At 62.7% G+C, this 21957-nt stretch carries 17 protein-coding genes; 11 read left to right on the top strand and 6 right to left on the bottom strand.

Annotation, left to right across the window (positions count from 1 at the left end):
- Positions 1-3: 3 nt before the first annotated feature.
- From ACPWMG_RS19635 to ACPWMG_RS19650, 4 genes are all read left to right on the top strand, one after another.
- On the top strand, positions 4-495 hold the full coding sequence (locus ACPWMG_RS19635) for a dihydrofolate reductase (RefSeq protein ID WP_483301164.1): 492 nt from the start codon (positions 4-6) through the stop codon (positions 493-495).
- 186 nt (positions 496-681) lie between these two features.
- A complete protein-coding gene (locus ACPWMG_RS19640; RefSeq protein WP_483301165.1) occupies positions 682-1374 on the top strand; it encodes a DUF2325 domain-containing protein in 693 nt (230 codons plus the stop codon).
- Between the two features lie 63 nt (positions 1375-1437).
- Complete coding sequence (locus ACPWMG_RS19645) at positions 1438-2061, top strand: TetR/AcrR family transcriptional regulator (RefSeq protein ID WP_483301167.1); 624 nt, start codon at positions 1438-1440, stop codon at positions 2059-2061.
- A gap of 134 nt (positions 2062-2195) precedes the next feature.
- Positions 2196-2894: an SDR family oxidoreductase gene (locus tag ACPWMG_RS19650; RefSeq protein ID WP_483301168.1), complete on the top strand. Its 699-nt coding sequence runs from the start codon at positions 2196-2198 to the stop codon at positions 2892-2894.
- 71 nt (positions 2895-2965) lie between these two features.
- Here the strand turns inward: ACPWMG_RS19650 and ACPWMG_RS19655 are convergent, their stop codons facing one another.
- The gene (locus ACPWMG_RS19655; RefSeq protein WP_483301169.1) at positions 2966-5224 is read right to left on the bottom strand and encodes a PhoX family protein; all 2259 of its coding nucleotides are present in this window, start codon (positions 5222-5224) and stop codon (positions 2966-2968) included.
- A 448-nt stretch (positions 5225-5672) separates the two neighbouring features.
- Here ACPWMG_RS19655 and aspT (ACPWMG_RS19660) point away from each other — a divergent pair, with 448 nt between their 5' ends.
- The 4 genes from aspT (ACPWMG_RS19660) to ACPWMG_RS19675 all read left to right on the top strand — a co-directional run bounded on the left by aspT (ACPWMG_RS19660) (position 5673) and on the right by ACPWMG_RS19675 (position 11610).
- Positions 5673-7361 (top strand): aspartate-alanine antiporter, encoded by a 1689-nt coding sequence (aspT, locus tag ACPWMG_RS19660; RefSeq protein WP_483301170.1) that lies wholly within the window; start codon positions 5673-5675, stop codon positions 7359-7361.
- Between the two features lie 70 nt (positions 7362-7431).
- Complete coding sequence (aspT, locus tag ACPWMG_RS19665) at positions 7432-9117, top strand: aspartate-alanine antiporter (protein ID WP_483301172.1); 1686 nt, start codon at positions 7432-7434, stop codon at positions 9115-9117.
- 56 nt (positions 9118-9173) lie between these two features.
- The gene (locus ACPWMG_RS19670; protein WP_483301173.1) at positions 9174-10934 is read left to right on the top strand and encodes a bifunctional aspartate transaminase/aspartate 4-decarboxylase; all 1761 of its coding nucleotides are present in this window, start codon (positions 9174-9176) and stop codon (positions 10932-10934) included.
- A 76-nt stretch (positions 10935-11010) separates the two neighbouring features.
- Positions 11011-11610, top strand: a complete 600-nt coding sequence (locus ACPWMG_RS19675; RefSeq protein ID WP_483301174.1) for a histidine phosphatase family protein — start codon at positions 11011-11013, stop codon at positions 11608-11610.
- A 389-nt stretch (positions 11611-11999) separates the two neighbouring features.
- Here ACPWMG_RS19675 and ACPWMG_RS19680 read toward each other — a convergent pair whose 3' ends face one another.
- The gene (locus tag ACPWMG_RS19680) at positions 12000-14525 is read right to left on the bottom strand and encodes a UvrD-helicase domain-containing protein (protein ID WP_483301175.1); all 2526 of its coding nucleotides are present in this window, start codon (positions 14523-14525) and stop codon (positions 12000-12002) included.
- 84 nt (positions 14526-14609) lie between these two features.
- On the opposite strand from ACPWMG_RS19680, the gene ACPWMG_RS19685 reads away from it, so the two are divergent.
- Together ACPWMG_RS19685 and ACPWMG_RS19690 are read left to right on the top strand one after the other, a co-directional pair.
- The gene (locus ACPWMG_RS19685; protein WP_483301176.1) at positions 14610-15431 is read left to right on the top strand and encodes a hypothetical protein; all 822 of its coding nucleotides are present in this window, start codon (positions 14610-14612) and stop codon (positions 15429-15431) included.
- Positions 15432-15484: 53 nt separating this feature from the next.
- A complete protein-coding gene (locus ACPWMG_RS19690; protein WP_483301177.1) occupies positions 15485-16276 on the top strand; it encodes a CBS domain-containing protein in 792 nt (263 codons plus the stop codon).
- Between the two features lie 16 nt (positions 16277-16292).
- Here the strand turns inward: ACPWMG_RS19690 and ACPWMG_RS19695 are convergent, their stop codons facing one another.
- The 4 genes from ACPWMG_RS19695 to ACPWMG_RS19710 all read right to left on the bottom strand — a co-directional run bounded on the left by ACPWMG_RS19695 (position 16293) and on the right by ACPWMG_RS19710 (position 20802).
- Positions 16293-16901, bottom strand: a complete 609-nt coding sequence (locus ACPWMG_RS19695) for a Csu type fimbrial protein (protein WP_483301178.1) — start codon at positions 16899-16901, stop codon at positions 16293-16295.
- A gap of 70 nt (positions 16902-16971) precedes the next feature.
- A complete protein-coding gene (locus ACPWMG_RS19700; protein WP_483301179.1) occupies positions 16972-17568 on the bottom strand; it encodes a Csu type fimbrial protein in 597 nt (198 codons plus the stop codon).
- 315 nt (positions 17569-17883) lie between these two features.
- Positions 17884-20229 carry a TonB C-terminal domain-containing protein gene (locus ACPWMG_RS19705; protein WP_483301180.1) on the bottom strand — a complete coding sequence of 782 codons (2346 nt, stop codon included), beginning with the start codon at positions 20227-20229 and terminating at the stop codon, positions 17884-17886.
- 174 nt (positions 20230-20403) lie between these two features.
- Positions 20404-20802, bottom strand: coding sequence for a RidA family protein (locus tag ACPWMG_RS19710; protein ID WP_483301181.1), 399 nt, complete (start codon positions 20800-20802; stop codon positions 20404-20406).
- A gap of 143 nt (positions 20803-20945) precedes the next feature.
- On the opposite strand from ACPWMG_RS19710, the gene ACPWMG_RS19715 reads away from it, so the two are divergent.
- Positions 20946-21875, top strand: a complete 930-nt coding sequence (locus ACPWMG_RS19715) for a LysR family transcriptional regulator (RefSeq protein ID WP_483301182.1) — start codon at positions 20946-20948, stop codon at positions 21873-21875.
- The last annotated feature ends 82 nt before the right edge of the window (positions 21876-21957 follow it).

A 21957-nucleotide genomic window follows, 5' to 3' on the forward strand; every position in this document is an offset into this window, starting at 1 on the left:
CGCATGCAACTTCACCTGATCTACGCCCGCGCCGCCAATGGTGTCATTGGCCGGCAAAACCAACTGCCCTGGCACCTGCCCGAAGACCTGGCGCACTTCAAGCGCACCACCCTCGGCTGCCCGGTCATCATGGGGCGCAAGACCTGGGATTCGCTGCCACCCAAGTTCCGCCCGCTGCCCGGCCGGGCCAACATTGTGGTGACGCGGCAGGCCGATTGGTCTTCGCCGGGTGCCCTGGTAGCCTCGTCGATTGAAGCCGCTTGCGCGCTGTGCACACCCGGCGCCGATGCATGGGTGATTGGCGGCGCCGAGATCTACGCGCAAGCCTTGCCGCTGGCGCAATCGGTGGTGGTGACCGAGATCGCCGCCGACTTCGAAGGCGACGCCTTCGCGCCGAAGCTAGGCGTTGAATGGCAGGCCGTGGCAAGCGAAGCCCACGTGTCGAGCACGGGTTTGGCCTTCAGCTTCGTGACCTACAAGCGTAAGCCCGCGTAAATTCCATTCGTAAACCGCTCTCTTTTCGAGAGCACTTCACGCTTTTCCAGTCGGTGCTAGAGGCATTAAATGCTGATCCCCCAGCGCCGCCTGCTGGGGTCTCGGGAGCAGCCGCAGAACATCTTCTTAAAAATAAGAACTATTCTCATCTAAGATGCATCCATCTCCACTCTGATGGACGCAAGCATGACAGCCAGTCTGGAAAACTTTGATGATTTGTTGGGCGAATACATCGCCCTGAGCCGCCAGTACGCGCGTGTGCAAGAGCGCTGCAGCCACACCGTGGCCACCCTACGCGCCGAGGTGGCCAAGCTGCAGGCCGAGCAAATGCGGTTGCGCGCGGCCGTCATCCAGCGCGACACGGCGCTCGCCCTGGCGCGCGAAGACCATGCCGCGCTGCACGCCAGCATTCCCGGCCTGCCCAAACGCGCGGTGTTGGCCCAACGTGTCGACCTGCTGAAGCAACGCGTGCAAAGCCTGATGCGCGAACGCCTGCATTGGCAGTGGCACAGCGCCAAGCCGTCATACATGCCCCCACCCCAACCACTGACCCCGCGCGAGTTGCACAACAAGTCGGTGCTCTGCCTGGGCGACACGCAGCACGCCGTGGCCGCACGGCAAGTGGTGGAGTCGGCGGGTGGCCAAGTGCTGTCTTACGCCACCGCCGATACAGAGAACCTGGCCGTGCTGGAGGCCAGCCTTATCGCCGCCGACCTGGTGATCTGCCAAACCGGCTGCCTGAGCCACGGCGCCTACTGGCGTGTGCAAGACCATTGCAAGCGCACCGGCAAAACCTGTGTCATGGTGGACCAGCCGCAAGTGGTGCAGATGGTGCATAGGGTGCGCCACCCCGGCGACGGCGTGTTGGCCGATGTTTGACAACTTCGACAAAGCGGATTAATATTACGATCATCATACAAACAAGATGAAAGTGAGACGCCGATGAACACCTCCGCCGACATCCCTATGAGCCGCAAGGAACAGACGCACGAGCGCATTCTGGAAGTGGCTGCGCGCGCCATTCGCCGCTCGGGTTATCACGGCGTGGGTGTGGCTGACATCATGAAAGAAGCCGGCCTGACACACGGCGGCTTCTACGCCCACTTCTCGTCGCGCGACGCCCTGCTGGCCGAAGCCGTTGAATACGCCGGCCGCGCCAGCGCCACCAACATCGCCCAGGGCACAGCCTTGCGCCGCGCCAAAGGGGTCGACCCGTTCCAAGCACTGGTCGAGTCATATTTGTCAGAACAGCACCTGAACGCCACCGAGTGCGGCTGCCCTGTTTCGGCCCTGGCCTCCGAGATTCCGCGCCAAGCCGACATCGTGCGCAATGCCTCCACCCAGCGCGTGCAAAGCCTGGTGGAACTGGTGCAGCAGGTGTTGCCCGCAGGCGCCGCACCCGACAGCGCGCCCGCCGTGGCCAGCACGCTGGTGGGCGCCGTGCAACTGGCGCGTGCGCTCGGCCCCAACGCCCAAGGCCGCGCGGTGCTGGAAGCCAGCCGCAACATGCTGCTGAACACCTTCGGCCAAAAGCCAATCGCTCAAGCCACAAAAGCAACCCACTAAAAAAACACCGCAGCGGTCAATGTCGACGCAATATCAAGGCATCTACCGCTGCATTTTTTTCACCGCATATATGATGAACATCATATTATTTAAACCACTACGCGACTCGCGTAAACGCAACTGAAGGACTCACCATGAAGATCGAAAATGCCGTCATCCTGATCACTGGCGCCAACCGCGGCCTTGGCCTGGCGTTCGCGCAAGAAGCGCTGAAGCGCGGCGCGGCCAAGGTGTACGCCGGTGCACGCAACCCCGCCAGCGTCACGCTGCCGGGTGTGCAAGCCATCAAGCTGGACGTGACCTCGCCCGAGCAACTGGCCGAGGCAGCGGCCGCCGCTAACGACGTCACCATCGTCATCAACAACGCTGGCATTGCCGACTTCGGCGGCTTCTTGCCCGAAGGCAGCGTGGCATCGGTACGCCGCCATATGGAAACCAATGTGATCGGCCCCATCCAGGTGACCCAAGCCTTTGCCCCAGCGTTGGCAAAGAACGGCGGCGGCGCGATCTTGAACGTACTGTCGATTGCCAGTTGGATCAACCGCCCCCTGCTCGGTGTGTACGGCGCCAGCAAATCGGCTGCCTGGGCCGTGACCAACGGCCTGCGCCACGAACTGCGCGAACAAAAGACGCTGGTGACCGGCTTGCACATGGGCTTTGTTGATACCGACCTGACCCAGGGCATTGATGCGCCCAAGCTCACGCCAGAAGAAGTGGTGCGCCAGGCTTTTGATGCGCTGGAAGCCAACCAGGAAGAAGTGTTGGGCGACGACATGACACGCCAGGTAAAGGCCAGCCTGTCGAGCGCTACGCCCGCCTACCTCGCAGCCTAAGCCATCGAGCCAAAACAAAAAGGGGCGACACCTCGCGGTGTCGCCCCTTTTTATTGAACTAGCCGAGTGGCTTAGCTACCGATCAAACCACCGTCGTTCTTGGTGATGACCACCGTGGCAGAACGTGGACGGGCCAACGCCCCACCAGCGCCATAACCAATGCTGCCTGGCCAGTGGCTCAGGAACTTGGAGCTGTCGCCGATGTTGGCCTTGGTGATGGTTTCACCTGGGTGCTGGATGTTCACGAACACCGCTTTGCCATCAGGCGTTTCCGTGCAGCCGGTGATTTCACAATCCTTAGGGCCCACCAGGAAGCGGCGCAGTTGGTCGGCTGCGGGCTTGGCACCCACATAGGTGTCAACTGTCAGCGCCGAACCGTCGGCCTTGGTGTACGACAACGTGGCTTTGGCACCGTCGCCCACTTTGCCAGCCACGCCAATCAGCATCATGCAGTTGGTGACGTCGGTGTAGGCACCGTCGTCGGTCTGGATGTAGCACAGACCGGTCTTTTGGCTGAACCAGATGCCGTCAGGGCTGGAGAAGTCCTGGTCGTTGGTCAGGGCCGACAAGTTGATCTTGCTGGCGTCAGCGCCGGCTTCGGCGCCGAACAGGTACACGTCCCAGTTGAAGGTGGTGGCCGCAGGGTTTGCGCCCGCATCTTTGGTGCGGATGATGTGGCCGTTGATGTTGCCAGCCGCGCCCAGCGTGCCGCCAATCTTCGCGTCTTGGTAGGCGCGTGGGTTGGGGGCGTCCACCGTGAACTGACCCGTGGCGGCGTCGATCTTGCGGTTGCTGTTGTTGGTCAGCGTGTAGTACACCTCGCCGGTTTGCGGGTGCACGGCGCACCACTCGGGGCGGTCCATCTTGGTGGCGCCCACGGCATCAGCAGCCAGGCGAGCGTTCACCAACACGTCAGCCTGGTCGGCAAACTTGTAGGTGGCGTAAGCGGCGATCGCGCTGTTGGTGATGCTCAGTTCAATCCAGGTGCCGCTGCCGTCGGCGGCGAACTTGGCCACATACAGCTTGCCGCTATCGAGGTACTTGTCGCCGATGGCAATACGGTTGGTGGCGGAAGAGTCAGCATCCACCCAGTTGGTGGCCGAGACGAACTTGTACATGTACTCGCCTTGCGAGTCGTCACCCATGTAAACCACCAGCGGCTTGCCGGCCACGGGCGTGGCAAACGAAGCGCTTTCGTGGGCAAAACGGCCCAGGCCGGTGCGCTTGCGCACGGCGGCAGTCTTGTCGTAGGGGTCCACTTCGACGATGTAGCCGAAGGTGTTGAGCTCGTTGCGATAGTCGTCAGTGCCGTCGGTGGAAGTGCCGGTCTGGCTGATGTTCCAGCGCTTGTAAATATCGTCAGTGCCCGACGTTTCCCAGCCGTGGCGGCTGGCGCCACCCGCAGCGCGGCCATAGCGGTTGAGCGACACCACGCTACGCGCGGTGGCGCCACCACGTGCGGTGTTGTCGGTGCTGCTACGGGTGAAGTAGCCGGCCCAGTTTTCTTCACCGCTGAGGTAGGTGCCCCAAGGCGTCACACCCGTGCCGCAATTGTTGATGGTGCCGCGTGCAGTGTTGCCGTCTTTGGAGTACACCGTCTTGACCAGGGCATTACCCTTGACCGGGCCCGACAACGTCAACGCCGTCAGCGGGGTGAGGCGGCGGTTGAAGGCCGAATTGTTGTTAGTGGCAAAGGCACCGGCGCTGTTCTTCGCCACTTCAATGATGGAAATGCCGTGGGCCGTGATTTCCTTGTATGACTCGCTGGCTGGACGCGTGCCCGAGGTGGTGCCGTTGACGTGCAGGAACTGGTCGGTAATGGCTTCGTGGTTCATCACCAGCAAGCCGCGGTTAGAGTAGTTTTCCTGGCGCGCGGTACCGGCTGCGTTCAGTCCGAAGTACTCCATGCCGTCGTGGTGGTCGCCAGCGCGGTTGTCGAAGTCGGCTTCGCTGCCGTCATTCTTGTAGGCTGGCGTGGCCGCGTTCAAAGGATCGCCCAGCGCGTAGATGACGCTGGCGGTGTAGCCTGCGGGCACGGCCACCAGGTCGGCCAGGCTCTTGGGCACTGCAGCAAAACCCAGCTTGCTCAGGTAGTTTGGCGTCTCGATGTTCAACACACCGCCGTCACCATCACCACCGCCGCCGCCGCAGGCGCTCAGGCCCAAACTGCCCATCACGGCCGTGGCGGCCGTGCCGACACCACCGCGCAACAAGCCACGACGGCTCAAGCGGGCTTGCAGAACGTGTTGAAACGTCTCATTGCCGGAGTTGTTCTGGTCGATTTCGTCGTGCGCAAAACCGGTGCTGGAAATGTCCACTCTCTTATTCATCGTGTCGTACTCAATCGTTGTTGCAAAAGCCGAGAGCGTACGAAAGCTAAATGAAAGCTATGTGACAGTCGCGATGACGGAGAAAAGGCGACTAGAAGTCAAGCCCCACCTCGTAAGCCTCACAGGTGTGAGCCGTTGTTGCGCTAAGGTCACGGCGCATACACGGCTTGACCCATCACGCCATATCGTGAATCATGTGCAATAGTTTGTGTTCACAACAACACAGCGTCAGGTTCACACAACAGGCTAGCCAACCAGCCGGGAACTTGCTTCCCGGCGACTGCCAGCCAATCTCGACTGTGGCTAGAGCCATGCAGTCAACGCAGCCATACGTTGTCGCCCTCTGGCGCGCGAAAGGATGGTGGGATGGGACATCTGCAGCAAGCTTTTGCAACGCACGCGCGGCGAAAGACCAAGCGCTTGATCAAACACAAGCCGGGGCACATCGATGCTCGGTAACCTCTCCGCCTTGCTGCGCTCACACCCCGAAATCGCCCTCTTCATTTGCCTGTCTGCTGGCTTTGCGGTGGGGGCCATTCGTTTTGGCCAGTTCAAGCTGGGGGGCATTTGCGGCTCGTTGTTGATCGCTCTGCTGCTGGGCCAAACCGGCGTGCGTTTGCCTGCCGACTTGAAGAACGTTGCCTTCGCCCTGTTCATCTTTGCCCTGGGCTTTACCGGCGGCCCACAGTTTTTCGCCAATATTGCACGCGGCTGGCGTGTGGGCATGTTGTCGTTTGTCGAGGCCGTCGTCGTGACCCTGCTGGCCTTGTCCGGCGTGTGGTGGTTTGGACTGGACATTGGCACCGCGGCCGGTTTGATGGCCGGTGCCGCCACCGAATCTGCCGTCGTCGGTACGGCTGGCGAGGCCATCTCGAAACTGGCCTTGCCCGCTGAGGAAATTGCACGCTTGCAATCGAACGTGGCCACCACGTACAGCGTGACCTACCTGTTCGGGCTGGTGTCCATCGTCATCTTTACCACACAAGTGGTGCCGTGGCTGCTGAAGATCAACCTGCGCGCGGAAGCCAGCAAGCTCTGGGAAAACATGAGTGGCGAGCATGAGCCACAAGCCGGCACCACGCCTGCAGCGCCCGCCATTGTGGGCCGCCTCTCGCACCCCGGCCCACTGGTGGGCAGTACGGTCGGCAGCTTTGAAAGCCGCTACCATTTTGGTGTGAGCATTGAACGCATACGCCGTGCGGGCGCCTTGCTCGCGCCGTCGAATGACACCCGCATTGAAGCCGGCGATGAACTCTTGCTGGTGGGCCGCCGCGCGGCGGTCATTGCCGCCTCGGCCGAATTGGGCGACGAGATTGCGGCCAACCCTTTGGGCGTGCCCCTGGTCTACCAGCAAGTGGTGTTGACGCTGAAGCAAGCCCACGGGCTGACCATTCGTCAACTGGGCGAACAGGCCGATCCGCAACTGCGCCGCAGTGTGTGGATCACCGGACTCACCCGTGCCGGGCAACATTTGCCTGCCCTGCCGCACAGCGTTTTGCAGCGCGGCGATGTGCTCACCTTGTATGGTGCAGAACGCGCCGTCGCCCCTGCCGCCGAAGCCCTGGGGCTGCGCGCTGCGGCCGACAACAAAACCGACTTCGTGATGCTGGGACTGGGTATTTTGTGCGGTATGGCCGTGGGCGCGCTGAGCCTGCACCTAGGTGGCGCAGAGCTGACGCTGGGCACCGGCGGCGGCTGCCTGGTCTCGGGCCTGCTCTTCGGCTGGGCGCGCGCGCATTGGCCGGTGCTGGGCGCACTGCCCTCGTCGGCGGCAGAAATTTTGAAAGAGTTTGGCCTGGCCACCTTCATTGTGTCGGTGGGTTTGGCGGCCGGGCCCGATGCCATTCACCTCATTCAGCAATACGGCTGGAAGCTGCCGCTGATGGGCATTGGCGTGTCACTGATTCCCGCCTGTGTTTCGCTGTTGATCGGCCGCTTCTTGAAAATAGAAACGCCCATTCTGCTCGGCGCCATTGCGGGCCAACACGTGAGCACGCCCGCCATCAGTGCACTGGTCAGCGATGCTGGCAACAGCACACCGATGATTGGCTACACCGTCACCTACGCCATCTCCAATGTGCTGCTGCCGTTGGCGGGCCCCATTCTGGTTGCGCTGGCTTCGGCCACAGTGCACTGAACTCGCATTTCATCCGAATCTCAACAGTGCCAAGCCTCCGGGGGCCGCACCGACATTTCAAGGAGAAGTTATGGAGTGGTTACACAGCATCTTTCAGAAGTCACCCGAGGCGGCGTTGTTCTTGTCGCTGGCGGCGGGCTACGCCTTCGGCAAGATCAAGTTCGGCAAGTTCCAATTTGGCGGCGTGGCCGGTTCGCTGATTGCGGCGGTGATCATCAGCCAGGTGGGCGTACAAATCGACAACGGCGTCAAGTCCATCATGTTTGCGCTGTTCATCTACGCCGTGGGTTACGACAGCGGCCCGCAATTCTTCAACTCACTCAACCGCACAGCCCTGCGTGAAATTGCGCTGGCCGTGTTCATGGCGCTGGCCGGTCTGGTCACCGTGCTGGTGGTGGCGCGGTTGTTCGGGCTCAACAAGGGCCTGGCAGCGGGCCTGGCCGCCGGTGGCATGACGCAGTCGGCCATCATCGGCACGGCGGGTGACGCCATTGCACAACTGGGCCTGTCGGCCGAGGAAACCAAACGCATGCAGGCCGACGTGGCGGTGGGCTACGCGGTAACCTACATCTTCGGCTCGTTTGGCGCCATTTTGATTTGCGTCAACGTGCTCGAAAAGTTCATGGGCAAAGACTTGCGCACCGCCTCGCTCGAGGTAGAAGCCAAGCTGTCGGGCGGCGCGCCCAAGCTCGGCCCTGGCCAGTCGGCGGCCTTGCCTGCGTTGGTGGGCCGCATCTTCCGCGTGGAGCACCTGGGCGGCAAAACGGTGCAGCAAGTGGAAGGCACCGGCGGCGACAACTTCACCATCGAACGCCTGCGTCGTGGCACCGAAGTCCTCGACCCCAAGCCCGACGACCTGCTGCAAACCGGCGACGAAATTTTGGTGGTGGGCCGCCGCGACAGCGTGGTCGACCTGGCCGGCCGCATTGGCACCGAGCTGCCCGAGTCCGACAGCCTGAGCTTTGTGATGCACTCGCGCAAAGCCGTGTTCACGCGCAAAGGCATGAACCACAAAACCATTGCCGAAGTACGCCAAGCGGTGGACCGCGAACTCAAACACGGCCTCTACATTCAGCGCATCACCCGTGCCGACCAACCGCTGCCCGTGCTGCCCAGCACGGTGGTGGAACATGGCGACGTGATCACCTTCTACGGTTCTGACCGCGACACCGCGCGCGCCGTGCAGGCCGCCGGTTACCCGCTGGCCGAAGACGGCAAGACCGACTTCGTCTACATGGGCCTGGGCGTGTTGGTGGGCTTGCTGGTGGGCATGCTGGTGGCGCACGTGGGCGGCATTCCGCTCACGCTGGGCTCGGGCGGCGGCGCGTTGTTGTCGGGTCTGCTGTTTGGCTGGGCGCGCTCCAAGCACCAAATGATTGGCGCCATGCCGAGCGAAGCCGGTGCCCTGCTGCGCGACTTCGGCCTGGCCTCGTTCGTCGCCATCGTGGGCTTGAACTCTGGCCTGCAAGCGGTAGAGACCATCAAGACCAGCGGCGCGCTGATCTTTGTACTGGGCGTCGTCGTTACCGTGGTGCCGCTGATCTTGACCATGCTGTTTGGCCGCTACGTTTTGCGCTACGACAACGCCGCTGTGCTGGCCGGTGCCCTGTCTGGCTCGCGCAGCGCCAACCCTGCCTTTGGCGAAATTCTGGGTAAAGCCGGTAGCTCGGTGCCCACCGTACCGTTTGCCGTGACCTACGCGCTGGCCAACGTGCTGCTCACGCTGCTGGGCCCACTGATCGTCGGCCTCGCCTGACCCTTCACATCCACCTATCAATCGTTTTCACCCCTAGAACCATTCGAGGAGAAACCATGGCTACCAAAAAGATACCTGCCAGCGCCCAACGCCTGCGCCCACTCAAGTCCAGCCGCGCCACGCAGCGCGGGTTGTTGTCGCTGAGCCCGTTCGAGCTAAAAGACGAACTCATCAAACTGTCTGACGAAAACGCCCGCCAAGGCAACTATGCGCTGCTGAACGCCGGGCGCGGCAACCCCAACTGGATTGCCACCACGCCGCGCAACGCATTCTTTCTGTTGGGCCAATTTGCCATCACCGAATCGGAACGTGTGTGGACCGGCCCCGATCTGGGCGGCATGCCCGGCAAAGAAGGCATTGCCAAACGCCTCACGGCCTACCTCAAAGCGCACGCCAAAACGCCGGGTGCCGCAGCGCTGGGCACTATGGTGAACTACGGCATACGCGAGCTGAAGTTTGACGCCGATGCCTTTGTGCATGAACTGGTGGACGCCATCATCGGCGACAACTACCCCGTACCCGACCGCATGCTGGTGCACACCGAAAAAGTGGCGCAGGCCTACATCGACCAGGAGATGTGCGACAACAAGCCGCCGCGCGGCAAGTTCGACATCTTTGCGGTGGAAGGCGGCACGGCGGCCATGTGCTACATCTTCGATTCGCTGGAGACCAACGGCCTGCTCAAGCGCGGCGACACCGTGGCGCTGGCCGTGCCGACGTTCACGCCGTACATCGAGATTCCGGAACTCGAGCGCTACTCGTTCAAGGTGGTGCGCATCGATGCCTCCGCCAGCATGAGCAAGGAAGGCGGCCATGTGTGGCAGTACCCGGACTCTGAAATCGACAAGCTGCGCGACCCGACCATCAAGGCCTTCTTCCTGGTGAACCCGAGCAACCCGCCCTCGGTCACCATGTCGCCACGCTCGCTCAAGCGTGTGGCCAACATCGTGAAGAACGACAACCCCAACCTCATCGTCATCACCGACGACGTGTACGGCACCTTCGTCGACAACTTCCGCTCGCTGATGGCCGAGGTACCGCAAAACACCATTGGCGTGTATTCGTACTCCAAGTATTTTGGCTGCACCGGCTGGCGTTTGGGCGTGATCGCCATCCACGAGAAAAACATCTTCGACCGGCTGATCACCGAGCTGCCACCGGCCAAGCAACGCGCACTCAACCGCCGCTACAGCACCATCTCGCTCACACCCGAGAAGATCAAGTTCATCGACCGCATGGTGGCCGACAGCCGCTCTGTAGCGCTGAACCACACGGCTGGCTTGTCGTTGCCGCAACAGTGCCAAATGGCACTGTTCTCGCTGTTCGCGCTGGCCGACAAAAAGAACCGCTACAAGAAGCTCACACAAAACATCGTGCAGCGCCGCTTGAAGGATTTGTGGAAGGGCCTGGGCCTGCCGCAACCCGTGATTCCACACCAGGCCGGCTACTACGTCGAGCTGGACTTGATGGTCTGGGCCGAAGCGCACTACGGCTCCGACTTTGCCGAGTACCTGAAAGCCAACTTCGAGCCGGTAGACGTGTTGTTCCGCCTGGCCGAACGCTTCTCCATCGTGCTGATGGACGGCGGCGGCTTCGGCGGCCCACGCTGGTCGGTGCGCGTGTCGTTGGCCAACTTGCCTGACAGCGCCTACCGCGAAATTGGCGCGCATCTGGCTGAACTGGCACCACGTTATGTGAACGCGTGGAAGGATGCGCGCGCGGCCGAAGGCAATCCGGTGACGAAAGCCAAGCCGGTGAAGAAGGCAGCAGCAAAGCCCGCCAAAAAAGCGGTCAAGAAAGTAGCCGAAAAGGCTTAAGGAAGGGCTCGCTAACCGGAGCTAGAGATCACGCCTGCCCCGGTTAGCGCCAACGTGGCCGCCAATACTCGTCACCTTGCGCCAACTCATCTTCATCAGCCACCCGAATGTGGTGGTCAGCCAAACCGTGCCAGTGCCGCAATGGCCGCTGTCGAGTGTGGGCCGTGCGCGCATGCAAGCCTCATTGGCGCAACCGTGGGTGCGCGAGATTTCGGCGGTGTACTGCAGCACCGAGCAAAAGGCCATCGACGGCGCGGAGATTCTGGCGAAGCACCTTAAGCTGGGCTACACCACGGTGCACGACCTAGGCGAAAACGACCGTTCCGCTACGGGTTTTCTGCCGCCCGATGAGTTTGAAAAAGTGGCTGATCAGTTCTTTGCCCAACCGAAAGAGTCGGTGCGCGGCTGGGAGACGGCTGCGGCCGCGCAGGCGCGCATCAGCCGTGCGGTGGAATCGATAGCGTTAGCCGATGACACCACCGGCACCATCGCCATCGTGTCTCACGGCGCCGTGGGCACGCTGCTGTATTGCCACTTGGCGGGTGAAGCGATCAGTCGGCGTTGGGACCAGCCGCCGAACGGCGGTGGTAATTTCTACCGTTTCCAACTAGCGCCGCAGCAAGTGTTGGGCTGGTGGGCGCCCATCGACGTGCTCCATGCACCGGCGCCAGCTTGATCAAACTTGCGAACACTCATCCTCTCGATTCGACTCGGAAGTGCGAGAGGCTTTCTTGGCGTCCTTGGCTTGGCCGTCGGTAGCGCACTTCACAGAAACGGTGCTGTTGTCCTTGGCGAGATCGCCATCCTCGTCGCCCATGGGCAGGTAATAAGCAACGACACAGGCGATAGCGATGACTGTCAAACGCCACTTAAAAAATCTATTACTTTGCATAAAACCGTTTCGCTCGCTACTCGGAGGGTACTTTTTTTGTACCAATTTGTGTGCGAACTGTGGACTCTCCGAGGGGCGCGCGTGCTAGCGGTTGTACCTAAGTAGTTGCGCGAAGCCCGGCCAACAAGGATTGGCTGGGTGGGCGCCCATTAGCGGGGACGACGAGCCCGACCTCAATCCACCGGCGTCAACTTGGCCACACTCAGCGCCAACCATTTCACGCCGTGCCGTGGGAAGTTGATTTGTGCGCGCGCATCGTCGCCAGTGCCTTCCAGCGTGGTGACTTTGCCTTCTCCAAACTTGTTGTGGAACACCTTCATGCCCACACGCAGGCCGTGTGCGGGCGCGGCTTTTTGCATCGGCACGGGACCGGCGCCGTTGTCGGGTGCATCCTTGAGGGGCCGCGCAGGAAAACCGCCACCACCAGCGTAACCCGACGATTTGCTGCCAGCACTGAATCCGCCGCCCCAACCAGAGCCCGAGCCGCCGCCATAACCGCCGCTCTTGCCACCGCCCATACCCGAGCCCATACCCGAACCAAAGCCGGGTTGTTTGGCCGAGATCCACTTCAGCGCGCCTTCGGGCAGCTCGTCAAAGAAGCGGCTGCGCACGTGGTAACGCGTTTGGCCGTGCAGCATGCGGCTTTGCGAGAAGCTCAGGTACAGGCGTTTGCGCGCGCGCGTGATGGCCACGTACATCAGGCGGCGCTCTTCTTCCAGGCTGGTGCGGTCGGACAGCGAGTTTTCGTGCGGGAACAAGCCCTCTTCCATGCCGGTGATGAACACGCAGTCGAACTCCAGGCCCTTGGCGGCGTGCACGGTCATCAGTTGCACGGCGTCTTGGCCGGCTTGGGCCTGGTTGTCGCCAGACTCCAGCGCGGCGTGGGTCAAGAACGCGGCCAGCGGCGATAAGGTTTCGCCGCTGTCTTGGTCGATGTAGCCGGGGGCCAGATCGGCAGGCGACACGTTCGGGTCCAGGCCTTGGCTGGCGGGTGATTGAGTCAACATGGCTGCGGCAGCGCCACCGTGCTCGTCCACCGGCAAGGCCACGGCATCGCGGCCAAAACCTTCCAGCGACACAAAGCTTTCGGCGGCGTTCACCAATTCAGCCAAGTTCTCCAGCCGGTCGGCGCCTTCGCGGTCGGCCTTGTAGTGCTCGACCAGGCCGCTGTGGTCTAACACCAGCTCGATGATTTCGCGCAGCGTGGCGCCGTCGGTCTGCTCGCGCAGCACGTCGAGCTTGGCCACAAAGGCGCCCATGTTGGCACCGGCCTTGCCGCCCAAAGTGCTCACCGCGTCGTGCAGCGCGCAACCGGCTTCGCGGGCGGCGTCTTGCAATTGCTCCAGGCTGCGCGCGCCAATGCCGCGCGGCGGGAAGTTGATCACGCGCAGAAAACTGGTGTCGTCGCGCGGGTTCTCCAGCAGGCGCAGGTAGGCCAGCGCGTGTTTGATTTCAGCGCGTTCAAAGAAGCGCAGGCCGCCGTACACGCGGTACGGCACGGCGGCGTTGAACAGCGCGGTTTCAATCACCCGGCTCTGCGCGTTGCTGCGGTACAGCACGGCAATTTCTTTGCGCGGGTGGTCGTCGCGCACCAGTTGCTTCACCTCATCGACCAGCCACTGCGCTTCGTCAAAGTCGCGGCTGCTCTCCACCACACGCACCGGCTCGCCGGGGCCTTGGTCGGTGCGCAGGTTTTTGCCCAGGCGCGAGCTGTTGCGGCTGATGAGTGCGTTGGCCGAATCGAGGATGTTGCTGCCGCTGCGGTAGTTTTGTTCCAGCTTGATTTGCCGCGTGACTTTGAACTCGCGCACAAAGTCGGTCATGTTGCCCACGCGCGCGCCACGGAAGGCGTAGATGCTTTGGTCGTCGTCGCCCACGGCCAGCACGCTGCCAGGCTGGTGGCGCTCGGCCGCACCCGAAGCCATGTCTTCGGGGCCGAAACCGGCGAGCATTTTGATCCACGCGTATTGCAGCGTGTTGGTGTCTTGGAACTCGTCGATCAAGATGTGGCGAAAGCGCCGTTGGTAGTGTTCACGCACCGGGTCGTTGTCGCGCAGCAGCTCGTACGAGCGCAGCATCAGCTCACCAAAGTCGACCACGCCTTCGCGCTGGCATTGCTCCTCGTAGAGCTGGTAGATTTCGACCTTCTTGCGCGCTTCAGCATCGCGCGCCTCCACCATGGCCGGGCGCAGCCCTTCTTCTTTGCAGCCGCTGATGAACCACTGGGTTTGTTTGGCTGGAAAACGCTCGTCGTCAATGTTGAACTGCTTCATCAACCGCTTGATGGCGCTGAGCTGGTCTTGGGTGTCCAGAATCTGGAACGACTGCGGCAGGTTGGCCAGCTTGTAGTGGGCGCGCAAGAAGCGGTTGCACAGGCCGTGGAAGGTGCCAATCCACATGCCGCGCACGTTCACCGGCAGCATGGCGCCCAGGCGGGTCATCATTTCCTTGGCGGCCTTGTTGGTGAAGGTCACGGCCAAAATGCCGCCGGGCGACACCTGCCCGGTTTGCAGCAGCCAGGCGATACGGGTGGTGAGCACGCGGGTTTTGCCCGAGCCGGCACCCGCCAGAATCAGCGCGTGCTCTGCAGGCAGCGTGACGGCAGCCAATTGCTCTTCGTTCAGCCCCTTCAGCAGCGGCGAATTTTCTGAAAAACCGGGGGCGCCGGACGAGCGGGAGGGTGGATTTGCTGAGAACATACGCCGATTGTAGAAACCCCCACCCGGTGCCTGGCGCGCGGGCAGTTGATATCCTTGCTTATGCGTACTTCCAAGCTCCTCTCATTGCGCCTCGCTGCCGTCACAACTGCCTTGGTCGGCAACCTCGCCCACGCCCAGGACGTGCGCTCGCCGGTGTGCGCCAGCGACGGCCAGCCCACGCCCGCCGTGCTGGTGGAGCGCTTCATCAGCGCCGATTGCGAGAAATGCTGGGGCGCGCCCTCACCTGCCGTCACGGCCAAGCTGCCCGCACGGGCATTGGCGCTGGATTGGATCACCCCCAGCCCCCAGGGCGACGAGGCACCGCTTTCGGCCGCCGCGCTGCGCGATGGCGACACCCGCTTGCAAACCCTGGGGCAAACCAAGCCGCCAAGCAACGAGGCCTTGCTGCTGCAGCACCCGGTGCAAGCGCCCAAAAGTTGGGCCGCCCCCGGTGCATCAACCCCAACAAAAACACCCCCAGCCAAACTTCGCGTGGCGCATGGCCTGGCCCTGGGCGGCTACATCGGCGCGAGCATTGAACTCAAGCCGCTGCCTGCGCTGCCGAAAACGCCTGTAGAAACCACCGCAGAAAACCGCGCCGTGCCCTGGACCGCCTGGCTGGTGCTGACCGAAACCGTGCCCGCCGGCGCCGAGGGCTCGCCCATCGAGCGCCGCCTGGCACGCAATGCGCTTGTGCTGGACTGGGCGCCTGAAAAAGCCGAAAAGGCGACAGACGCCAACGGCGTGGTGGCCAAATCAGCCGCGCTGCGCTTGATCGAGTCACGCCCGCTGAATGTGCCCACCGGCGCCAACCCGGATCGGCTGGGCGTGGTCGGCTGGGTGCAGGACGCCGATGGCCGGGTGTTGGCGGCGGCGGCCTCGCGCTGCCAATTGGTGAAACCTTAAAGGCTAGTGGCTTAGAAATGACAGTGCGGTAAGCCGCCAAGGAAGGAAAGAACATGTTTTCGGTCTATGGCGTTACCGGCCGGGTCTACACCGGTTCAGCAGAGCAACTGCGCTACATCGAACAGGTCACTGCGCTGGCGCGCCTGCGGCGCATCGAGCCAAGCGAACAGGATCTGCCGCAAAACCCTGATAAGTTTTTGCTCCCGCCCGGCACGCCCCGACCGCAAGAAGACGCAACGGCTGCACCATCGCCTCCCGCCCCGCTGCTGGACGCCGCACGCAACGCCGTCTCGGCCTACATGAAAACCAGCCAGCCCGATACGCCGCGCCAGCCGCTCGAACGGGTGGACCAGTTGATGACCCAGCCAGCGGTCACCGTGTCGATGGACATGTCGTTGGAAGAAGCCTCCAAGCTGCTCGCGCGTAAACACCTCGGACAAGTTCCCGTGGTGGACAAAGACGACCGTTTGTGTGGTTTGCTGCTGCGTGCAGACTTGTTCCGGCCGCACCGGGTGTCGGCCGCCATTGCCAGTGCAGAGACCGATGCGGACGCTCCGGCTGGCGTGCCTCCGTCCACCCCGGCCGCAGCCGCAGAAGACTCGGAGGTTTCTACGCCCGCCGATTGGGATGTGTTGATGACTCAGCCGGTCTCGAGCCTGATGTGGACACCCGTGCCCAGCGTCTCTGGCGACACCGACATTCGCCGCGTGGCCCGCGCCTTGTTGGACACCGCCCTGCCCGGCTTACCCGTGGTGGACGACCGAGGCTTCGTGATCGGATTCGTTTCGCGCTCCGACATTCTGCGCGCTGTGGCAGGTGACCCGCCGTTGGACGTCTGGGGTTAAAACGGGCAAAGACAGCTCACCAACTCAGCGTGACCTGCAGCACATCCACATAGGTGCCCGCCGGCATACCGTTGCCGCTGGTTTTGTTGATACGGCCATGCACCGGCAAAGTCACGGGTGCGCCAGTACCGGGCAGGGACACACCAAGCCCTGTCGCGTTCACCGGATAAGCGTTGGTAAGAGCGGCATCGCTGTACACCTCGTAAGGCAAATAGGTGCTGCCCTGTTTCATGGCACGCGAACCCGTGCCCACACTACCACCTTGGCCCGCGTTATTGCCGCCGCTGACCGACACCGTTAACGAAGTGATATCTGGCGAGCACACCAACTGCGTGACCCCTGCGCCTCCTACGCCCCCCGTAGAACCTGTCGTCAACACACCAGCGAAAGTGCTGGGCTGTGCGCCAAAGTCGAGAGTGCCCAGGTTCACCCCGGTGCTGCCCGCGTTCGGGGCACCGCTGATGTAGCACCCCGGCTGCAACACCATCTGCGTATTCAACTGGCCCGCCATATTGCCGGAAGCTTGCGCGCCGACACTGGCCAGGCTGAGACCCAAAACCAATGCGGTGCTGGTGACAGTGACGGCCGCCGTGGCCGTCATGGAAAATTTGTAGCTCGTTTTCATGGGACGCCTTCCGTCATTTCACGCGGCTGCTACTCAACTCCAAATATTCGATGGGTTGGGCAGAAATGACTTACCAGGCCAGCGTGACTTGCAGGGTGTCCACATAAGTGCCAGACGTCATACCGTTGGTGCTGGTCTTATTGATGCGGCCATAGACGGGCAGATTCACCGCTGCGCCGGTGCCGGGCAAGGTCACCCCCAAGGCGGTGGCGTTGGCGGGGTAGGCCGTGGTCAGGGCGGCGTCGCTGTAGACCTCGTACGGCAGGAAGCTGGTGCCCAACTTCATGGCACGCGAGCCGGTGCCGATGCTGCCACCTTGGCCGGCGTTGTTGCCGCCGCTGACCGATACGGTCAACGCTGTGACATCAGGCGAGCAGACGATTTGCGTGGCACCTGCGCCACCGACACCACCGGTGGCGTTGGCCGTCAGCACACCCGTGAAGGTGCTGGGCTGCGAGCCGAAGTCCAGCGTACCCAAGTTGACACCACTGGTACCGGCGCCCGATGCACCGCTGATGTAGCAGCCTGCCTGCAGCAACATTTGTGCGTTCAGTTGGCCCGCCATGTTGCCGGCCGCTTGCGCGCTAAACGAAGTCATGCCGAGGCCCAGAGCAAGTGCCATAACAGCAGAGGTCGCGGCGGTAGAAATCTTGGTCGTTGTCTTCATGATCGTCTCTCCATGCGTCGTACGGCATTGGCCGTCGGACTTTGCAGTAACGCTTTTAGGAGTGCGTGCGTCGCGGCAAAGCTGGGTGGGTTCCGAAGCAGCTCTCTCATCTGCGCCGGGCTTACGAACCTGTTGTGGCTCGATGGGATGAATTGTGGTTTTGGGCGCCCAAAAGATCGTGACGCAAACGTGAACTCTGGCGCCGCACAACGGGCGGCAGAGCGGCCTACAGAAGACCAGGCTTTGGGCTATTCAACCCGTAGAGGCTTGCTGCAAGCGCGTAGAGCGCTATCAAAAACGACTTCAATCAAGACTTCAATACAGGCGTATGGCCACGTCGAAATGCCAGGTGCGGCGGATTTCGATCACGTCAAACTCGCGCGCCAAGGCGGGCGAAAACGCCGGATAGTTGGCTTGGCTTTGCACCACGCCACGCACCGCTTCGTCGATAGCGGGCACACCGCTGGAGCGCACAAAACTGATCGACTCCACAGAGCCATCGCTGCGCACGGCCACCATCACCACGGGGTCGGTGTGCGGCTGTTTGACCACCTCGCGCACCGTGTCCATGGTCATGTTGAGTTCGATCTTGCGGCTCCAGGCTTCGGCGTACAACACCAGTTCCTGGTTGGCATCGCTACGCCCAAAAATGCGGCCACGCCGCGCGCTGCTCCACGACGATGGCAGGTTGGACTGCGATGCCTGGCGTGCAGCCGCATCGCGCCGGTCGGCCTCTTCGTTGAGTTGGCGGCCCATGGCCCGGCGCCGCTCTTCGCGCTGCTCGTTGGCTATGCGCGCAGCCTCCGCCTTGGCTGCTGCAGCCCGCGCCGCCTCCTGGCGTGCGGCATCCTGTTCGCCCCGCGCCGCTTCTTCACGAGCAGCGGCTTGCCTTGCGGCCTCCTGGCGTTCAGCCTCCCCACGCGCCACCTCGGCGCGCACAGCCTCTTGTCGCGCGACCTCGGCCCGAGCAGCTTCCTGTCGAGCAGCTTCCTGTCGAGCAGCTTCTGCCCGCGCTGCTTCTTGTTGGGCAGCTTGCTGTTGTGCCGCAGCCTGGGCTTGCCTTGCGGCTGCTTGGCGCTCAGCTTCTACTCTTGCCGCTTCCACGCGTGCGGCCTCCTGGCGTGCCGCCTCTTGTTGGGCCGCCTGTTGTTGCGCGGCAGCCTGCCGCGCAACGGCTTGACGCTCTGCCTCCAGCCGCGCGGCCTCCACTTGTGCCGCCTCTCGACGAGCGGCCTCTTGCTGGGCCTGCTGCTGCGCTGCGGCCTGCCTTGCGGCAGCCTGGCGTTCAGCCTCCAATCTTGCCGCTTCGGCTTTGACGGCCTCTTGGCGAGCGGCCTCCTGCTGCGCCGCCTGCTGTTGTGCTGCGGCTTGCCTTGCCGCCGCTTGGCGATCGGCTTCTTGTTGGGCAGCGCGTTGCTGCGCGGCCGCCAGCTTTTCTGCCGCCTGGCGCTCCGCCTCCAAGCGCGCTGCTTCTGCTCGTGCCGCTTCTTCGCGCGCTGCAGCTTCACGTGCAGCAGCTTCACGGGCCGCCGCCTCTTGCCGCGCCGCTTCGGCCACTGCCAATTGCTGACGCGCAGTCTCTTGCCGCAGGCTTTCCTGTTTTTCAGTCTCGATGCGCACGGTGTTCAGCCGCTCAGCTTCTGCGCGTGCCGTGGCTTGGCGCGTGGCTTCGACTTCTTGCCGCTCGATCTCCAACCGAGCCAGCTCCACAGTCCTGGCGGCCTCTTGACGCGCGGCTTCTTGCGCCGCAGCGGCCAGACGTGCGGCGGCCTCGCGGCTGTCGGCTTCTGCCTTTGCAGCGTCTAGCCTTGCGGCCTCTGCACGTGCCAGCTCCAAACGCGCAGCATCGGCTTGCGCTGTCTGTTTAGCCAATTCAGCAGCCTGTGCTTCTTGCTGGCGAATGGCCTCTTGCCGCGCGGCTTCCTGCTGTGTTGCAGCTTGGCGCAGACTTTCTTGGCGCTCCGCGTCTGCTCGGGTGGCCTCGGCCCTCGCCGCTTCCTGGCGGGCCACCTCCTGGCGAGCGGTTTCTTTGCGGGCTGCTTCTTGCCGTGCAGCTTCCAAACGTGCGGCCTCCAAACGCTCCGCACGCTCTCGACGCGCCGCCTCTAGCCGTTCCAGACGTTCCGCCTCGCGCTGCTCCGCCTCCAGCGACGGCGCCAACGCAGCGGGCGTGGCCGGCACGGTCAGCGCAGTTTCATTGGGTGGGGGCGCCGGGGCCATCGGCTCGGCCACATCGGGTGCGGGCGCAACTGCACTCGGCGCGTCAGCGGGCGGGCTGTTCTGTGGATTGTTTGGCGATGGGGTTGGGCTTGGCACTCGCGCGGCAGGAGGCGTCTTGGCCGATGCCGTCGGTGCCGTCGGTGCCGTGTTACCAGATATGGGCTGGCCACCCGCAGTGTTGTTCTGCACCGCAGGCTCGGCAGCCGCCGCTGGCCCCGCGTCCAGCACCACACGCAACTCAGGCACCTCGCCGCGCCGCTCTTGCCATGGAAAGCCCAAGCCCGGCAAGCCAAATTCCTCACCGCCAAACGTCAAGCTCAGCAGCAGCGCATGGAACAGCACTGAAAACACCAAACCCAGCGGCAGCCGATCCCGGCCAGCAGGCTTGTGTGGCGCTGGCCAGAGGCCCTCGGCTGGAATTTGAACGACTTGGGTTGACACGTGCTCGGTGGTCGGCAGCCCTGTCAGGATTGCCGGGATTTCTGATGCAGAGACGAATGTAGCCGCTGTCGCCCGCCATTCGCCGCGAAATCACACGACAAGATGCGATGTGTGCATCAGACCAACATCACTGGCGCGCCATGAACCCGCTCGTCGTCGCCATGTAGGCTGTGCTCAGATGGTTTCTGGCAGCTTGGCAATCACCTTGATTTCGAACTGAAAGCCGTACAGCCACGTCACCCCCACACCGGTCAACGTGGGGTGCGGCGCCTCGCCCCAATACTCGGGCACGATCTTCCAGATGGTCTCAAAATGGGCTTCCGGGTTGACGACGAAAACCGTCACATCCACCACATCATCAAACGCGCAGCCAGCGGCTTTCAGCACGGCGTTCAGGTTGTCGAACGCGCGCCGCACCTGCTTCTCCAGCTCGGGTTCGGGTGAACCATCCTCACGGCTGCCCACTTGTCCCGAGACAAAAAGAAAACCGTTCGACCGCACTGCCGGTGAGTAGCGGTTGCGCTCATAAAGCGCCTGGCGGCCAGGGGGGAAAACAACATCGCGCGGGGTCATAAACATACTTTCATCGATCGGCCAACGTGGGCCGGGGTTGCAGATGAAGCCACTTTAGGCGGGCGGGCCGCGCAGATAAACACGCAAGCCCACCCATCACTGTTCTTAAAATCCAAACAATCGAATCAACCAACGGAATCTAAATGGACCGTTTTGATGCCATGCAGGCATTCGCCCGCGTGGTGGAAACCGGCAGCTTCACCAAGGCGGCCGACACGCTGCACATGAGCAAAACCAGCGTGACGCAACTGGTGCAACAGCTGGAAGCGCGCCTGCGTGTGCGGCTGCTGAACCGCACCACGCGCAAGGTCAACGTCACGGCCGATGGCGCGGCCTACTACGAGCGCGTGGTGCGCCTGCTGGCGGAGATGGACGATGCCGAGACCAGCTTGTCCAGCGCATCCGCTGCACCACGTGGCCGCCTGCGTGTAGATGTACCCAGCCCTTTTGCGCGCATGATCCTGGTGCCAGCCCTGCCCGCCTTCCACGCCCTGTACCCCGACATCCAGATCGACATGGGCGTGAGCGACCGCATGGTCGACCTGATTGGCGAGAACGTTGACTGCGTGGTGCGTGGCGGCACGCTGCTAGACCAATCGCTGATGGCGCGCCATGTGGCCGACCTGCAACTCGGCGTGTACGCTGCCCCCAGCTACTTGGCGCGGGCGGGCACACCGGCGCACCCCAAAGACCTGCAAGACACACACCACCGCATCGTCGGTTTTTTATGGGCCCGCACCGGCAAAGCGGTGCCCTATGCCATGCGCCAGGGCGGCGAAAGCGTCAATGTGCAAGGCCAGCACGTGTTTTCGTTTGACGATGGCAACGCCTACCTCGCCGCCGGTGTGGCTGGCCTGGGGGTCCTGTGGTTGCCGCATTACATGGCCAAAGCGCACCTGGCAAGCGGTGAACTGGTGCCGCTGTTCGAAGCCTGGCAACTCGACCCCATGCCGCTGTATGTGGCGTTTCCGCCGAACCGGCACGTCAGCGCCAAGCTGCGCGTGTTCATCGATTGGGTGGTGGAAATAATGGCAGAACATGCGCCCACCCTGTCACGCCATTCACCGGCGTGATGTGCCGTCAAAGAAAAAGCCAAGGCCCCACGGGGTCTTGGCTTTGACAGAAACAACGGCCCGGCTTGGCACGGGGCCGTTT

The organism is Hydrophilobacter chitinilyticus (assembly GCF_049860745.1).
Classification (GTDB): Bacteria; Pseudomonadota; Gammaproteobacteria; order Burkholderiales; family Burkholderiaceae_C; genus Rhodoferax_B.

What these genes read in the sequence shown, in the direction of transcription:
- ACPWMG_RS19680 (WP_483301175.1), bottom strand. Translation starts at nt 14,525, where the DNA reads ATGTTCTCAGCAAATCCACCCTCCCGCTCGTCCGGCGCCCCCGGTTTT.
- ACPWMG_RS19700 (WP_483301179.1), bottom strand. Translation starts at nt 17,568, where the DNA reads ATGAAGACAACGACCAAGATTTCTACCGCCGCGACCTCTGCTGTTATG.
- ACPWMG_RS19690 (WP_483301177.1), top strand. Translation starts at nt 15,485, where the DNA reads ATGTTTTCGGTCTATGGCGTTACCGGCCGGGTCTACACCGGTTCAGCA.
- aspT (WP_483301170.1), top strand. Translation starts at nt 5,673, where the DNA reads ATGCTCGGTAACCTCTCCGCCTTGCTGCGCTCACACCCCGAAATCGCC.
- ACPWMG_RS19655 (WP_483301169.1), bottom strand. Translation starts at nt 5,224, where the DNA reads ATGAATAAGAGAGTGGACATTTCCAGCACCGGTTTTGCGCACGACGAA.
- ACPWMG_RS19640 (WP_483301165.1), top strand. Translation starts at nt 682, where the DNA reads ATGACAGCCAGTCTGGAAAACTTTGATGATTTGTTGGGCGAATACATC.
- ACPWMG_RS19635 (WP_483301164.1), top strand. Translation starts at nt 4, where the DNA reads ATGCAACTTCACCTGATCTACGCCCGCGCCGCCAATGGTGTCATTGGC.
- ACPWMG_RS19670 (WP_483301173.1), top strand. Translation starts at nt 9,174, where the DNA reads ATGGCTACCAAAAAGATACCTGCCAGCGCCCAACGCCTGCGCCCACTC.
- aspT (WP_483301172.1), top strand. Translation starts at nt 7,432, where the DNA reads ATGGAGTGGTTACACAGCATCTTTCAGAAGTCACCCGAGGCGGCGTTG.
- ACPWMG_RS19715 (WP_483301182.1), top strand. Translation starts at nt 20,946, where the DNA reads ATGGACCGTTTTGATGCCATGCAGGCATTCGCCCGCGTGGTGGAAACC.
- ACPWMG_RS19650 (WP_483301168.1), top strand. Translation starts at nt 2,196, where the DNA reads ATGAAGATCGAAAATGCCGTCATCCTGATCACTGGCGCCAACCGCGGC.
- ACPWMG_RS19645 (WP_483301167.1), top strand. Translation starts at nt 1,438, where the DNA reads ATGAACACCTCCGCCGACATCCCTATGAGCCGCAAGGAACAGACGCAC.
- ACPWMG_RS19695 (WP_483301178.1), bottom strand. Translation starts at nt 16,901, where the DNA reads ATGAAAACGAGCTACAAATTTTCCATGACGGCCACGGCGGCCGTCACT.
- ACPWMG_RS19710 (WP_483301181.1), bottom strand. Translation starts at nt 20,802, where the DNA reads ATGACCCCGCGCGATGTTGTTTTCCCCCCTGGCCGCCAGGCGCTTTAT.